At 53.2% G+C, this 14,553-nt stretch carries 16 protein-coding genes; all 16 read right to left on the bottom strand.

Annotation, left to right across the window (positions count from 1 at the left end):
- Positions 1-2: 2 nt before the first annotated feature.
- The gene (locus tag AC6I8C_RS19455; RefSeq protein ID WP_283544979.1) at positions 3-368 is read right to left on the bottom strand and encodes a phage tail protein; all 366 of its coding nucleotides are present in this window, start codon (positions 366-368) and stop codon (positions 3-5) included.
- Between the two features lie 3 nt (positions 369-371).
- A complete protein-coding gene (locus tag AC6I8C_RS19450; RefSeq protein ID WP_497823473.1) occupies positions 372-983 on the bottom strand; it encodes a baseplate assembly protein in 612 nt (203 codons plus the stop codon).
- Positions 980-2,011, bottom strand: coding sequence for a phage late control D family protein (locus AC6I8C_RS19445; RefSeq protein WP_497823472.1), 1,032 nt, complete (start codon positions 2,009-2,011; stop codon positions 980-982). Before AC6I8C_RS19445 ends, AC6I8C_RS19450 begins: the two co-directional genes overlap by 4 nt.
- A gap of 86 nt (positions 2,012-2,097) precedes the next feature.
- Entirely contained in the window at positions 2,098-3,087 is a 990-nt protein-coding gene (locus AC6I8C_RS19440) for a LysM peptidoglycan-binding domain-containing protein (RefSeq protein ID WP_497823471.1), read from the bottom strand.
- A gap of 175 nt (positions 3,088-3,262) precedes the next feature.
- Positions 3,263-3,937: a thioredoxin domain-containing protein gene (locus AC6I8C_RS19435; protein WP_497823470.1), complete on the bottom strand. Its 675-nt coding sequence runs from the start codon at positions 3,935-3,937 to the stop codon at positions 3,263-3,265.
- A 163-nt stretch (positions 3,938-4,100) separates the two neighbouring features.
- Positions 4,101-6,377, bottom strand: coding sequence for a hypothetical protein (locus tag AC6I8C_RS19430; RefSeq protein WP_497823469.1), 2,277 nt, complete (start codon positions 6,375-6,377; stop codon positions 4,101-4,103).
- Between the two features lie 70 nt (positions 6,378-6,447).
- Complete coding sequence (locus AC6I8C_RS19425; RefSeq protein WP_497823468.1) at positions 6,448-7,140, bottom strand: DNA-methyltransferase; 693 nt, start codon at positions 7,138-7,140, stop codon at positions 6,448-6,450.
- An 893-nt stretch (positions 7,141-8,033) separates the two neighbouring features.
- Positions 8,034-8,243, bottom strand: coding sequence for a hypothetical protein (locus AC6I8C_RS19420; protein ID WP_497823467.1), 210 nt, complete (start codon positions 8,241-8,243; stop codon positions 8,034-8,036).
- A gap of 57 nt (positions 8,244-8,300) precedes the next feature.
- Complete coding sequence (locus tag AC6I8C_RS19415; protein ID WP_497823466.1) at positions 8,301-9,008, bottom strand: DUF2335 domain-containing protein; 708 nt, start codon at positions 9,006-9,008, stop codon at positions 8,301-8,303.
- 597 nt (positions 9,009-9,605) lie between these two features.
- Positions 9,606-10,052, bottom strand: coding sequence for a phage virion morphogenesis protein (locus AC6I8C_RS19410; protein ID WP_497823465.1), 447 nt, complete (start codon positions 10,050-10,052; stop codon positions 9,606-9,608).
- Positions 10,053-10,233: 181 nt separating this feature from the next.
- The gene (locus AC6I8C_RS19405) at positions 10,234-10,605 is read right to left on the bottom strand and encodes a hypothetical protein (protein WP_497823464.1); all 372 of its coding nucleotides are present in this window, start codon (positions 10,603-10,605) and stop codon (positions 10,234-10,236) included.
- 10 nt (positions 10,606-10,615) lie between these two features.
- On the bottom strand, positions 10,616-11,047 hold the full coding sequence (locus AC6I8C_RS19400) for a hypothetical protein (RefSeq protein ID WP_033780351.1): 432 nt from the start codon (positions 11,045-11,047) through the stop codon (positions 10,616-10,618).
- A 33-nt stretch (positions 11,048-11,080) separates the two neighbouring features.
- Entirely contained in the window at positions 11,081-12,634 is a 1,554-nt protein-coding gene (locus AC6I8C_RS19395) for a phage tail protein (RefSeq protein WP_497823463.1), read from the bottom strand.
- Between the two features lie 44 nt (positions 12,635-12,678).
- On the bottom strand, positions 12,679-13,482 hold the full coding sequence (locus AC6I8C_RS19390; protein ID WP_283544991.1) for a hypothetical protein: 804 nt from the start codon (positions 13,480-13,482) through the stop codon (positions 12,679-12,681).
- Between the two features lies 1 nt (position 13,483).
- On the bottom strand, positions 13,484-14,125 hold the full coding sequence (locus tag AC6I8C_RS19385; RefSeq protein ID WP_497823462.1) for a hypothetical protein: 642 nt from the start codon (positions 14,123-14,125) through the stop codon (positions 13,484-13,486).
- Between the two features lies 1 nt (position 14,126).
- Positions 14,127-14,519, bottom strand: coding sequence for a hypothetical protein (locus AC6I8C_RS19380; RefSeq protein ID WP_283544993.1), 393 nt, complete (start codon positions 14,517-14,519; stop codon positions 14,127-14,129).
- Positions 14,520-14,553 lie beyond the last annotated feature (34 nt).

Here is a 14,553-nt window from a genome sequence, read left to right as displayed (position 1 = left end):
GTTTACCTCGTGACATCGAAGATGAGGGTTTCCGGGTTGCCGGTCATGGCATCCGTATAGGACGCTGACACACTGATCCCCCCCTCAATGCGATTCAGTTTTACAACCGGCGGCGGATGGCTGGCGACAGCCTCTTCCAGCAACATCTGGCCGCTGATGAGCGCCTTCCACTCTCCGGGCCTGAAGGCTTCACCAATTTTCTTCCCGAGTCCTGCCCCGTATTCCGGATGAAAAACGTAGTCGCCAGGATTGGTCAGGAGTCGCCGCAGAATGCGTTGTTTCGTGCGATCGCTGGCGGATGCCGTGCGTAAGTCGCCTGTGGATGAAGAGTCAAGGTCTCCGCCCGGGAAGTGATAGAGGTCGTGCATCGTTTAACTCTGGAGAGTGGCTGTAATTTTCTGCTCAGGCGGGGCGGTAAAGTTGCCCTGCCCTTTTTCGAGATGTTTATGGCCGTCATAAACAGTGCGGATACGATGAACCGTGCCATAGCGCCCATCGTTGTCGCGGATGTCTTTCCCGACGGTAAGATTTTTATCAATGCGCACGTTACCACCGGTAAAGTGGTGTGCAGGCGCGTCATAAGTGAGCTTTTCCTTAGCGGACAGCAGGACTTCCCCGCTGTTGAGAAACTTCAAAAGCGATCCGCTCTGGTGCACCAGCCAGAACTCACCGGAGGGTGGGCCCGGGCAGCGATCAGCATCGTTATAGAACTGCCCTTCTGCCATTCCTACACCAGTCAGGCCAGAATCAAATCCCACCTCCGCCACCGCGCCGAGCATCGGCCCTGCAGCCAGTCCCCAGCCGTTGCCTGCCCATGGCGTGCTGAGGGGGATCCACCCCGTTTCCTCACCGGTCGGCTGGAGCTGAACTTTTATTGCATAACTGGCCGGATCGTATGCCGTGATAATGTCCTGACGTGTGCCGCTTTTGCCGGACAGGCTCTGACGGGCCGTTGCCGCCATGGTGTTGATCAGTGCTCTCAACGGTTAACCTCCAGTGCTGGGCTGTGATTTCTGCCCGATATCATCATTTTGTAGCCTGAGTCCGCGCTCAGCGTACGACGCACCCGATCGCAGAAATAACCCTGGTCAAAGAGGCTCTGAGTGCCCTCAATGCGTACGGAAGTTTCTGGCATAAGCAGGTTGTCACCGGCCACTGAGCAGCTGAACGTCATCTCATGCTGAATGATCTGCAGGTAAAGAGACCGGGCCATTGCGCGGGCAGCATCAGGGGTCAGTCCGTTGCGGATAACCCGATAAACCTGCCTGTCGGCTGTGGCTTTACCCGGTTCTGCCCCTTTGGCCGGGCCCGGGTAGACCGCCATAAACTGTCTGTTTTTAAGTTTTGCATTCCAGCTAAGCACTTGCACCGTCACGCCTTTGGAAATAGTCAATGCTCTTGAAAAATTCAGGTCATCGGAGACATTGCAACGGGGATACGCCTGCTCACCGGGGGGCTGCCAGCGGATAACATAATCGTCATTACCGGCAGGGGCGCGTCGGGGTTCGAAATGCAGGCTGTCACCTTCCACATAAACCGAAAAGTTTTCTATCCCCGCCAGACTGGTTATCAGGTCCCATTCCGTCTGTTCGCCTGTCAGGTGAGTCGAATCAATCTGGTAGTACTCACCGACGCGCTGTGTCGTCGCCGTCACAACCGGTGTCAGGCCGTGTCGCTGCGCCAGCGTAGTGGCTATCTGTGAGCTGGTAAGATTTTTAAAGCTTTCGCCCAGGGTCTTCGCATCAATAAGTTTTGCGGTGAAATCGCGCCCTTCTGCGGAGATCTCAAAGCGTGCAGGTTCGTAATGCCACGTATCGATGTTGCCCGTGATGTGTTTTTTCTCGTTAACCCCCGCCGGTGTCGCAATCGAAATGAACAGCTCGGTCCTGATCGTGGTCTGCACCGCCCACCAGTTAAGCAGCTGCATACCTGGCTGCAGCGCTGAAATCGCCAGCGTAAGCTCAAACGTACCTGCACCGCGAAAGGCATTGCTCTCAACACTGAACGACACAAAGGGCACCTCTGTGCCATTTAAAAGACATCGCCCGCTGACGTGGCGGGCGCTGGATTTGGTAATGGGGTTGTTGACGTCCATCGTTAACTCGCTGGGCTGGTGGGTACTTTTAGCGTGTGAATGCCGCTCAGTTGCGGATCGGCCAGGTCATTGGCCTCGGCAATGCTGGTCCATAAAGAAGCGTCACCATACTGCTCTGATGCCACCTGATACAGATTGCCGCCTGACAGCGTTACTGCCCTGACACCACTGGCGGCCTGCCCTGCATTAACATTTTTGTTCAGTCTGCCCAGCACGTCCTGAAGGTGATACAGGGCCGGGATGCGGGTAGCGTGGTCTGACTGAAGGAGCAGATTACTGACGGTCTTTGAAACGGGGTTGCCGGGCACCATTCCTCCAAGTGAGGTAATCTCACCTGCCTCTGCTTCAAGCAGCGCGAGCTCATGCTGAATGATGTTGCGTGCAGCGATGATGGGCCGGACAACGGCCTGCACCTGCGCGACCGTGGCATGCGCAAAATTCGTCACCGCCTTTACCGCCTGATGCAGATTTCTGACGGCCTGCGCCACGGCATCAATGTTTATGATACTGGCAAGGCCCAGTGCCCGGCCCAGGTCACTGTCAATCAGTCCCTGTAGCGCGCCGGTCAGGGCATCCACCTTCTCTGGCGAGCCCTCATTGCGGACAACCGCCACTTCAATGGAGTAAGGGCGACGCCAGATGTACTCGTAGACCGGGTTAAATGCCGTAATCACCACGGTGAAACGGTAATCATCCAGGGTCAGCACCACCGGGTGCCCTGCATCCCGCATGCGTTCCAGCACACTGACACGTTCACCAGCCTGAGCGCCCGTGATGATGCCAGACCAGAACAGCGGTTCGTATTCCGTACCCAGCACATCGATAATGCGTCTGCCGCCAATCAGCTGATGCTGTACAGTTTTCTGCCTGCCGTGGATGGCAATCTGTTCAGGGACTTCAAATTCCAAAAACTCGAAGTCGCCCAGCATCAGCCGGGTTCCAGTCGGATCGACACCCTGCGCGAACGGCGCCAGTGAATTGAGAAATGACATACAGAATGGGCCTGGTTCAGAGGGAGACTGACGGTTACAGGGAAGCTACTGACGGGTATGTGCGATAATCTCTGTCAGAGCCAAGTGAGTCAGCAGACAGAGAATACTGACACCCGGTCATCTCATTCAGTACAAAACAATGGGCTTACTTAAGCGCCAGTCCAGCCTGGGATATTTACTTTGTCAGGACGGCCAGGTGTTTCTCGTCCTTAGCCGCTGCCAGTGCGGTTTTGACGGCTTCTTCAAGTACTTCGTAAGTCACTTCACCCGTCAGCACACTGTCTCCGATGATGGTCGTCGGCGTACCTGTAAAATGAAGCCTTCTCATCAATTCTTTATTCACTTCAATAATATTCTGCGTATTGAGTGGATACGTGCTGAGTGAAATCCCGGCAGCATGCAGGGCTGAATAGATACGCAATCCATTATCCATACCGCTGTCTGACATCAGCGCGTGATGGAATGCGTGAAATTTTTCGGGTTGCTCGATCCAGACTGAAAGAGCCCGGCGAGTAGCGGCGGTTGAGGCTTCCGGCCCCCACGAAATCAGTTTGTAGGTGATGGCTATCTGAGGATAGGCCTTTAAAAGCCTTTCCAGGCTGGTATCCAGACGTTTGCAGTGAATACAGTCGTAATTCACGAAACTGACAATTTTTAGTTCTGGCTGCTCTGCACCGACGACCGGAGAGAGCGGATCGTTAAGCAATTTCAGGCGGATCATTGCATCAGTCTGCGACAGAGGCTGAGTCTGTTCTGACGTAACGGCACTGATGACCTGATGATTCGTGACCTCTGCTGGTGCAGGCCATGCGCTAATGAGCATTAGCATGAACAGGTATTCATTGAGCATATCGGGACTCCACGGGCAATTTCACGGAAACCGAGGATAGTGGCAGTGAATGAGAAATTCAGTTGAGTCAGCATGCCGGGAATGGCTTTCAGAATTCTGAAAACCGGAACGTCTGAAAACATTTATTGGGGCCGAGTCAGACATTCACTGCCGGCAGTCATACTTATGAGAGGTTGCCAGCCTGGCCGGGATAGACCATCAGCATTGTGGGGTCAAAGGTGCTGGTTGAGGCCGGTGCTCTGGCGGCCTGCTTACTGATGCCACTCATGACAGTGGCTACCAGTACCTGGCGCCCTTCATGCGTCATCAGGAGATTCACGGGCTGCGCTCCATGGCTTACAGAGACAGGCGGTATCGGCGGGTACCTGCCGGTTTTACGATACGCCTGCCCCCGCTGCTGCTGTCTGTCAAAGTCCGCCTGAGTCGGCAACCAGGGTTTATAGGCAACCCCGTGGTCAAGCGCATTCTGCCGGGCCAGTCTGTCACGCTCTGCCATTTCCCGGCTCTGCGATACCGTGCTGCCCGGATAAAGGGCGGCAAGCGTTACGGCAGAGATTATGCCCGGCAGACCGGTAAGCGCGGCGGTGAGTCCCGTCAGACCCGTAGTAGCGCTTTTACCAATCAGCAGGTCAATGCCCCAGCCCGCCAGCTTCAGCGGTGTCAGCAATGCGCCTGCGGCATGTTTGATGAGCCAGAATCCGCCGCTGATACCTGCAAGGCCGGTAACCGCCAGTGCCGCCTGCCCCGCAAACTTCGCCATTTCGGGATGCCGGTGCGCAATGTCTGCCATCTGCTGAAGAGAGTGCGTGAGCGTCTCCAGCCCCTGCGTGAACGTGTCCAGCAGGCCGCCATCTTTCCCCATCACCCGTTGCAGGTCCTGCCATTTCTTGTGAAAGTCGATCGCTTTGCCATTATATGTGCTGCCGACCGCACCATAGGCATCATTCAGGCCGCGCGCGACACCGTAGGCATCGATACGGTGATGGATGGTCTCAAGCTGTTTGTCGATGAGACTGAACATCTTGCCGCCGGTACGCCCGAATATCAGGGCGTTCTCACGCTGCTTCTGTTCTTCGGTGTAATGGTGCCTGCGGTAGAGTGGCAGGATGACGTTTTCATAGTATTCGACAGGCGACTGGCTGAAGAGCTGCGCGTTAATAAGTGGATTGCCCCGGAAACGCTTCACGCCGCCCAGGCTGTTGAGTTCAATCTTGCTGGCATCCCAGATACCCATTTTCATCAGGTCGTGCGTGACCTGATTAGGCAGCTTCACAATCCCGTTCAGCCGGTTGTAAGCAGTCATCAGCGCATCACCCGCTGAACTGCCCTTCAGTTCACCGATAATCGGCTCCAGCTCAGCAAACAGGGCTTTATTGCTCAGGTTGAAGGCAGAGGTGCCCGCTTTGGCCATAAACTGGCGGTACTGCGTGAAATCGACATTGCCGCCTGAAGACTGGATAGCGCGAAACGCCGCGTCCATCAGTTCATTAAAGCGCTCCGGGCTTTTCAGTCCCCCTGCCGTCTCGGTGAAGCGCAGCATGTCCATCTGTTTTGCAGTTGTGGCTTCACGCTGATGCTCATCCAGCCCGCGGGAGGCGAAGGTGATACGCGCCAGCACCGGTGCCGCCAGTTTCGCCGCGCGCAGCTGCTCATCCAGCGTTTTTGCGCCGGACTCGCTGAATACCCCCTGCGCTTCCACCAGATATTTCAGCATATCAGTGGCCGAGGAGCCCCGGACCCGTGTGGTTTCTGCGAAACGCAGTGCTTCATCTGTCGCAGCCTGACCCATGCCGAACTGTCTGAACTTCTCGGTCATGGTCTGGTAGCGGGCTGCCTCATCAACAAAGCCCTTCAGCAGTCTGAAACCCAGATAGCCGGTGGGCAGATTGGTCAGACCGTCTGAATTTGAGCCTCCGCCCGGTAGCCGGCCATTACCGCCGCCGTGGCCAGAACCGCCGCCACCCCAGCCGCCCGGCGGCACGCCATTATGCCAGCCATGCCACCAGCGACTGTTTCCTGCAGGAGGAGGCAGCGCAGGTCCACCGCCATTGTTGCCGTATCCACCGCTGCTACCTGCAGCGGCGGCCCCCGCTGCCAGAACGGGCAGTGTAATGGCTGCACCGTAACCACCGGCCAGCAGCGGGACATTACGAGAGGCACGGTTGATACGCTGTGTCTGGTCAGCAATCTCGCTGATGGCACCGGCATACTCACGCGCGCCACGGGACGCGCCAGAAAACTCATTATTCAGGGAGCGATTGAGAGCCCGCAGCGCAGATGTCGCCTCACGGGCCGCACTGGTCAGTGCTTTGATGTTTCTGGTGATGGTGACGAACTTCTTATTCAGCTCAATGGCATCGCGGCTCACCTGCAGCAGGTTGCGTGTTATCTGGTCATCTAGGGCCAGCCGCACGGCTACACGGTAAGCCTGCATATCCATGGGAACCTCAATTTACGGACATAAAAAACCCGCCGTAGCGGGAAGTGTTTATAAAAAAACTTTCAAAATCTTACTTGAGTCTATCAATGAGTTGAGGCCCTTTTATGTTATTAGCTAGTCTTTGCTGGAAATAGTCATGTGCCGATGAAGAAATATCGTTACCTAAAAGGCAACGTTCAAGTTCAGACGCAGCAATTAATGCCGACCCCGAACCAAAGAAAGGATCACACACAGATTCACCCTCAACAGTGCTTTGTTCTATAAGGACTTTTATTAGCTCTACTGGTTTTTCTGTCGGATATCCACGCATTACCCGCTTAGCATCCAATATATCCGGAATGCCTAAATTATTGAGCTTACGCTTACCTTTTTCAAAAAAAAGAATAAACTCATATTTTGCTCTGTAATGATATCCCATTCCAATAGCCATTTTATTCCAAACAATTGGTTTCCAAAATTTGAACCCAACTTTTTCAGCAGCTGGCTTTAAATGAAACATCGTTTCTTGGTCGCAGAAAATGTACATGTGCCGATTGTTCTTCAATACACGGTACATTTCAGTCAGCAGCTCATCAAATCGGCTGTTTGGAAAAATGGCAAACCACTCGTTGCTAGACGATTTGCTAACTTTCAGACGAGTTGTTGTACCAATCTTGCGATGTTTTTCAAGGGATTCATAAGGTGGGTCAGTTACTAAAAGGTCGACACTCCCGGAAGGGAGTGTTTTCAACCATTCAACTGCATCTAATTTTTCTAAAAGCATTAAATTTTCACTGTGTTACACAATCTCTGTTGGGTGAGATCGACCGGGGACGATTGTCCTGTATCTACACCACGGCAGTCAACACAATAGCTTTGAGCTCCATCTGGGTTATTCGCTGTAACACGAGCTTCAGTTGTGCCAAAGTCCTCAGGGTAGCGACGGAAAATATGCTGCCCTCCTTGAGTAGTTGAACATAAAGGACAACTTTTATGCTTACCATCAAGTGTCCAAATTCCACGATTAAGTGCTTTGCCGCAACAACTACAACTAGCCATTCATAACTCCTCAGCTATATGAAAACCCATAAATAGGATTAATCTTAGAAGTTATATTTATCATTCATCAACAATAATTAGTCAAGGCTTAAAATAAAAATAAGTGAACCTCTAACGCTGAGCATTTAAGTAACTGATATTTTTGTCTTTAATAATGATTGGCTTTTGATGGTACTTAGTGAAGACATCGGAACCATCAATTAACATCACTTAATAGCTCACATTTTGAGCATTGGCGTCTTGATTAAAACGTTAAAACTAAACCCTGCTATAGGAGCCATACAATTATTTCAACAGCTATTGTGCACTGCCAGAGGTGAAAAAGATGACAGCAGCAAGATTACGCATTACATATAAATGATCACAGCTCACTGCCGATACTATGAAACATCAAGCTTATGGAGAATTTCTAATGGAACAGCCCAATCCCCTCGCAGCACTGTCCTTAATCATCTGGTTTGTAATGTTCATACCTTGCTTTCGCATGGCTCAGAAAGCTGGTTTCGGATGGAAGATGGCGCTGTTGCTCTCATGCCCGGGTATCCATTTCGTCATGCTCTACTTTTTCGCTTACAAGAAATGGCCGACTGCGCCTTATCGATAAGCACTGATCATCTGTCAGGTTATGGGAATATTCAGGGACCGATTGAGCGCCCGCAGCGCAGATTTCGCCTCACGGACCGCACGGTTCAGTGCCCTGATGTTCATTGTGATTTTAACTAACTTCTTGTTGAGATCGATCGCATTGCGGCTGACCTGCATCAGATTGCGCGTAATCTGGTCATCCAGCTCAAGCCGCACGGCTACGCGATAAACCTGAATATCCAATGGAAACTCGATTTACAGGCATAAAAAAACCCACAACTAGGTGGGCTTTTTTAAGTTTTACTCAGATGGTTCTTCAGGTTTAACTGGGGGAGATGGTTCAGCACTCTTCTGATCTTTTTGTTTATCGCCTGATCCATTGCCTGGCATTCTGTTAAGGATGAATGTTGCCAATATAGCAATAATCGTTGTAGTAGCGATTGTTCCTGCTAGCCAGTCGTGACCAAAGAGCCCCAAAATTACAGAACTAATTAGAGCACCTATAGTTAAATGGAATGCATACTTTCTGTTTTCTTTATCTTTCTCAACTTGAGCAGTTAAGACAGAAATTTCCATTACATGTTGATGCTTTTGATTGGCCTCTAACTGACCGATGAATCTATCAGTTGATCCCGGGCAAAATGCTTCATAGCCTGACAAAAGCTCGCTAGGAGGCAATGGTCCGCGATAACTCATTTGTTGGACCATTACTAACTCACGAACTTCTTCATCTTCCATTATGCGCTGAAGAAGCTCAGGTTCCTTTTTTATAACATCAGTTACAAGCTCAGCAATTTCTTCTTCATCTTGAATATTGTCAGCATCAAGTTGATTTTCATCTTGCTGAGATTGCTCTGATGAGTTTGCGTTCAGCTTCTTCTCTGTCTCGCTGGTTAGCTCCGATCCCGTGTTGCCAGTCTGACTGACTACAATATTCTTTACTGATGGATCGTTCGCACTTAGAGATTCTTTGCTCGTCCCAACCACTGAGGCATTTTGTGAAGTCATTATCGTGCTCTATAAAAATTTTATAGTATTGTTCAAGTTTTTTTGAAGAAGCATCTGCCCCATGCTCGGAAACAAGCTCATCATGTAGTTGCTTGAGAGCAGTTTTAGAACAATGATTTAAAGTTAATACAGCTTCAATCAAGCGTTCATCGTTTGTTTTACATGGGACAAAAGCGAAATAATTTGTACTTGGGAATGGGTCAAAAAAGCTATAGCTTTTTATTAACTCTTTAATTTTGCTCATTTTTCTCATCACTATACCCTCCGGATTTCGCAAGGTATTCGAATCAGATCGCGATAGTAACACGCTTCCGAACACGAGTGTCAACTTTATCCACAGTCTTACCAACAGTGTAGTCGCTGTGGAAAAACTAACACATAACCACTCAAAACTATAACGAGAAAAGGTATAAAGATGTTCTGAAATTTATGTATCCGTCATCACTAACTACAAACCGCTGCAAAAACATTAGTAAATCTAATGATAATTACTAATTATTTTGCCAGTGATGTGATAAATCCGTCCTTGAGTAATTTCCAGAACGAAGTTTCAATTATCTTTCATTCCTGTGGGAATTAATTTAAACTCGATTAAATTCAGACATATGAGTTAGGCTTAAATCCTATTGTAATTGCAAATCGAATAGTTTCAACAAGCGGCTTAACGCTACTCACATATGCAGGGCCGATGTAAGGCCGCGGCGGTATATGGCATGTACCTACTTCCTGCCAGAGCCCGATAGCGTTTTTGGTGCCGACGATGGCCGCCAGCCCCACTATGTCACTCTCGATGGAATCTCTGAGCTCGCCTGAGCGCAGCAGCGGTTCGTCTTCACTGTAACCCTGACGAACGCGTTCGGCTTTGGTCGACCCAGCGAGCGGTGCCCATGCATCAAAGGGCCCGTAAGCGGGCTGGTACACGCCGATTTCTTCTTTAGCTGTTTCTTCAATCTCTTTGACTATGACACGGAAACCGGCTTCGAGCCCGGTGGCGATGCTGGCTGAGGCAGACGACAGCTCACGCGCAAACTGCTCAAGGTCCACTACTTACCCTCCTCCCACCTTCGTGTGATCCAGTTGTAAGTGCCACCCTCTAGCTCGCCGATGACCACACCCATGGCAATGCGCTCATGGGGCATCAGCTCTGCCAGGCCCGGAAAAATCACGCTGAACGGAACCCCGGCTTTCATCAGCCAGCACTGGTTAATAAACCCGGGGTTCTGCGCTAGTTTTTTGCGGCGGTCTCCGTGGCCTCATCGTCCCTGTCGTTCGACATGGCGCGCAGGGAGGCACTGACCGCTTTCAGTCCGTTTTTGCCCAGGATGGTGAGCATGCTTTCAATCTGCTTCGGGTTCTGCGGTACTGGGTATTCTTCGCCGTCGATATCAGCCACGGCCGCCGCCGGAAAGGCGTACATGTTCATGTACATCACGTTAATGGCCATTTCCGGGCCGACCGCGACGGTCAGGCGGGATTCCTGCACCGGGTCCAGCTCACGCAGGGTAATGACACGCCCACTGGCATCCCGGACCTGATTCGACTTCACTGGCGACTCCGTCACAACGGGTGGCGACTCATGCACTCTGACCTGCACCATTGTCTATTCCTCAGTTCACTTTTTTACGGCGGTTGGCTGTCCATGATAGGGTCTGGTTCACTGTCTTCTCGCCCTGCTTGTTACCGGCATCGGTAAGGTGAAACGACACGCCCTCATAGCGGTACACGCTGACGGTGCCGTTTGCCTCGGTTATGGTTTCGGTGATGGTGCCGCGGGGCTGATCGATGCCGTTGTAGTAGTTGTCTTCCCACTTCGCCCAGAAGTCATCAAGCGTGGCATCCATACGCTCTGCAGCGATGGTGCCATTCCAGCCGACGGGGATCTGCAGCTCGTCGGTAATGCCATTGAGCGGTGTGATTTTATGGGTCGAGACCTGCGGCTTTGAATCAAAGCTCATGATTTTGGGAATGCGCAGTTTTCCCGTCGGCGTATTGATATCGACAGCAATATCACGCCCCACGGTATAGCCAAGGGTTGGCATGGTTTATCTCCGGAGTAATAAGTGAGGCGGTGTTCAGCGCGACAAGCTGTCTGAGACGGAAATGGACACACTGCCGCCCCCTTCCAGGTTCACCAGGAAGTAGCGCACCACGTTGAGGTATTTCACCTGCACATCGGCTGTCATGTAGCCCAGTGCTACGCGCGCATCCGGGTTATTGGCCGCATCGAGGCGCACCGCAAAGGCAGGTCCGCCATTCGGGTCGCCGATCATCTTCAGCGTCTCCAGATTTGACAGGAAAGACTCCAGCGTGCTTTTGGTCTCCCGGCGCAGGTCTGTGGTCTGATTGTCACCCACGACGCTGCCAAAGCTTGCCGCAATGGTCAGCGACAGGAAGTTGGTCATGCGGGTGTAGGTGTCATCGTTCTGGGTCGGATTCGATGAGGTGTTGCGCCCGGAGCGCATGCCGAAGTAACTGCCACCCGGACACAGATTGGTGATGACATCCAGGCGGGCTGAGTTGATGGCCCCGATTTCCGGCACGGAGTAAGGGCGCCCCGCCAGCTGCCGCTCGGTGGCAATGATGCCGGGGATGCGCTTGTTGAGCGTAGAGATATGCGGTGCCCGGGCGGCAATGTTTGCCGCTTCAAACGTGGCGGGCGCAATCATGCGGCTTGTGCCGTTTGCAGTATCTTTCCAGTAAGGCCAGTCACCCACTATCAGCTTGAAATGCCAGTCGTCCACGCCAGAACTGTTGAGCGCTTCAGACACCGCCTTACAGCCAGCGGAGGCCGGGCCCTGGCCGATGGCATAGGCACCCTCGGACCGCGCGAATGCTGCCATGGCCGGCCAGCACGTTTTATCGGTCACATCGGTAAGATTGATAACCTGTGAATTTGTGCCACGCAGGGCATACATGCCTTTACGCGGAGCATCAGTGCCGTCTGTACCGAGTAGCGTGGCATCCGTGATACCGGTTGCGCCGTCGGTGCCCCCGCTGAGTGTGATCTCTTTAACCGCGGCCTGTGCGGGCGCTTCAGATTCGGTTACTTTCGCGCGTACCAGCTGGCTGGGACCGCGGATATTCATCTGACCGTGATTTATGGCCTCTGCCATCGCTTTCCACAGCGCATCCCCTTCACCCTGCAGGTTATCAAAGACTTCGGCACTCAAGCCGGGCAGACTGATGGTCAGCTTTTTCGAGTTCACCGCGGTACCGCTGCCTATACCTGCAATTATCTGGTTTCCCCGCGTCCCGCTGTAGAGTGCGGTCAGCAGCAGGCCTGACTTACTGCCATTTTCACAGAGCCGGCCACTGGCGGCTTTATCCTGACCGTTTGTCACACGCACACAGTTCAGGTTCGCCGCACCGAGCTGAAGTGAAATGGCAGCCGCTGTCGCCAGGTCATACTTACGGTTTTCAGGCGTGCCCAGAAAGAATGCAATGTCGTTATCTGACGTGATACGAAAGGCGCTGTTTACCGGCCCCCAGCCTGCCACACCCACCAGCCCCAGCCCGTCAGTGGGTACACCGTTAATGTAACGTGCCCGGGGCGGAACAACCTGAACATACAGGTCAGGTGCCGTGAGTGCAGACGTGTTGAGATCGCCGGTTGAATAAATCGGCATGAGTGAGACTCCGGATGAGTGAGCTGATGCTGGAAAGAAGAGGGTTACCGCGTAGTCTGCTGGCCGTTAACGGTGACAACCGTGCTGGTCACCTCAGGTGCGGTAATGGTCTGGGTGGTGGCGTAATTCACGCTGAAAATCAGGTCGCGCCGGTAGACATGCCAGTTCTCTGACCTGTCCGAATCAAACTGCCGGGCATACAGGAGCTGCGCGGGCGCGCCGTCGTTGAGGTCAATGTGACACTGTTCAGAGAGCGCCGTATCAATGGCACTGCCGATGCGGTCTCTTAGGCCAGGCGTGGGTGCCCAGACAGTAACCTGGAAATCTTTTATCTGCCTGCGTAGCTCCCTGACGGCAGTACCCGCGGTCGAGACGGAAAGACTGATGTGTCTCACCAGCATAATGCAGAGACTGCTGCTTATAGTGAATGACCGGGGCAGTCTGACAGAGAGAATATAAAGTGCCTTTTCGGCTGTAGTGCCTGCCTGGAAGTGGAAGGTGTATGTTTTCCCGTTAAGGGTTATCTGCACGTTAGTCAGTGCCGACGCCACACCGGCAACACTTATCGCGGTGCCGTTCACTGTGAACTGTAGCGAGGGTTTGCCCTTCGCCATCAAACGGAACGGCCTGCCAAGCGCCGTGCTGATTTTACGCTCTGTCAGCAGTGGCCATACGGAGACGTGCACACCACCGTTCTCGATATCCTGCTGCAGTATGCCCGGCACCGGCCAGCCCGGATAGATTTTCACTGCGGCGTTAATGATGCCCGGAAGCCCGCTGCCACCGGGATACACTGCATCTGAAATACGGCCTGCCAGGTAACGGGCAACATCATCGGTACTTGCCATGTTACGCCGTCACCTGAAGCGCCGTCAGACGCCAGCCCATGTTGGTCAGTTCCGTGCCGCTGATGACAAACCGATGCCCGGCGTCATCCGTCACAAAATCCCCGGCATGGAGAGACAGGCCTTCGAACGTAGGCATCAGAATGCTGTGCCACGCGCTGCGCATCTCACCCGGCAACTTAAGCGGGCTGTGCTCACCGCCACGGCTCAGCAGAATGCTGGCTGGCCAGCCGGACATGATGAGCGTCTCACAGGCAGCTGTGGTGCCGCCATAATCCTGCAGTCCGCTATCGGAACCTGCCTGCGCGGTACGCCGGACGCTGACAAGCCGCTCAGCTCTGACGCACAGAATGGGCTGTAACAGTGGCATGGCTGCCACGTAAAAAGTCCCCTCGGTAGACACCAGGATATCGCCTACCTCAAACCCCGCCGCATCAAAGATGCCAATACGGGTGGCCTGTCCGAACCGGGCTGCGCGCATGTAGCCGTAATCGGTGGTGAATGAGGCCGAAAGCTGTCGCAGCGGCTGCGCGTCGAGAGGGCTGAAGGGTGATGTCGCCCGGTAATGACGGGCCGTACCGCCAAGGCGCTTCGCGGCCTTCCCGTTACCCTGGTTTACCTTCGCCGCCAGCTGATGTGCGTCCATATCAGCACCGTGTCACAGTGGATACGCCATTGCCCAGCGACGGGCCCGGCGGGATGCCGAGCAGTCCGCAGAGCTGACGCCGCCACTGATTGTAGAGACGCGTACGGTCTGAGACTTCTGACCGGTTCCGCTGCCAGACAGCCGCTTTATCCGTATCAAGGTTGTCTGCCGCATGGGTAATCCCCCATTCCAGACTGGCCAGTGTCGTCAGATAGTTCACCACGATGGCTTCCTCCTCAGCCCGCAGCGTAGTCAGCCTGTGAGCCAGCGTCTGGAACCGGCCTGATGTGACCTGTGCGTAAGCTGCATCACTGCGATCGTCAGGTGACGTGTCGCCGGTCGTGGGATAGCCCATATAGCGACGTGCGTCGGCCTGCTGCTGGGGTGTCAGCATGTATGACCTCATCTGAAAGGATTTTGTCTGAAGT

It is taken from the genome of Pantoea sp. X-Soil-YNGN-844 (assembly GCF_059730595.1).
This window is presented reverse-complemented; position numbering and strand designations above follow the sequence as displayed.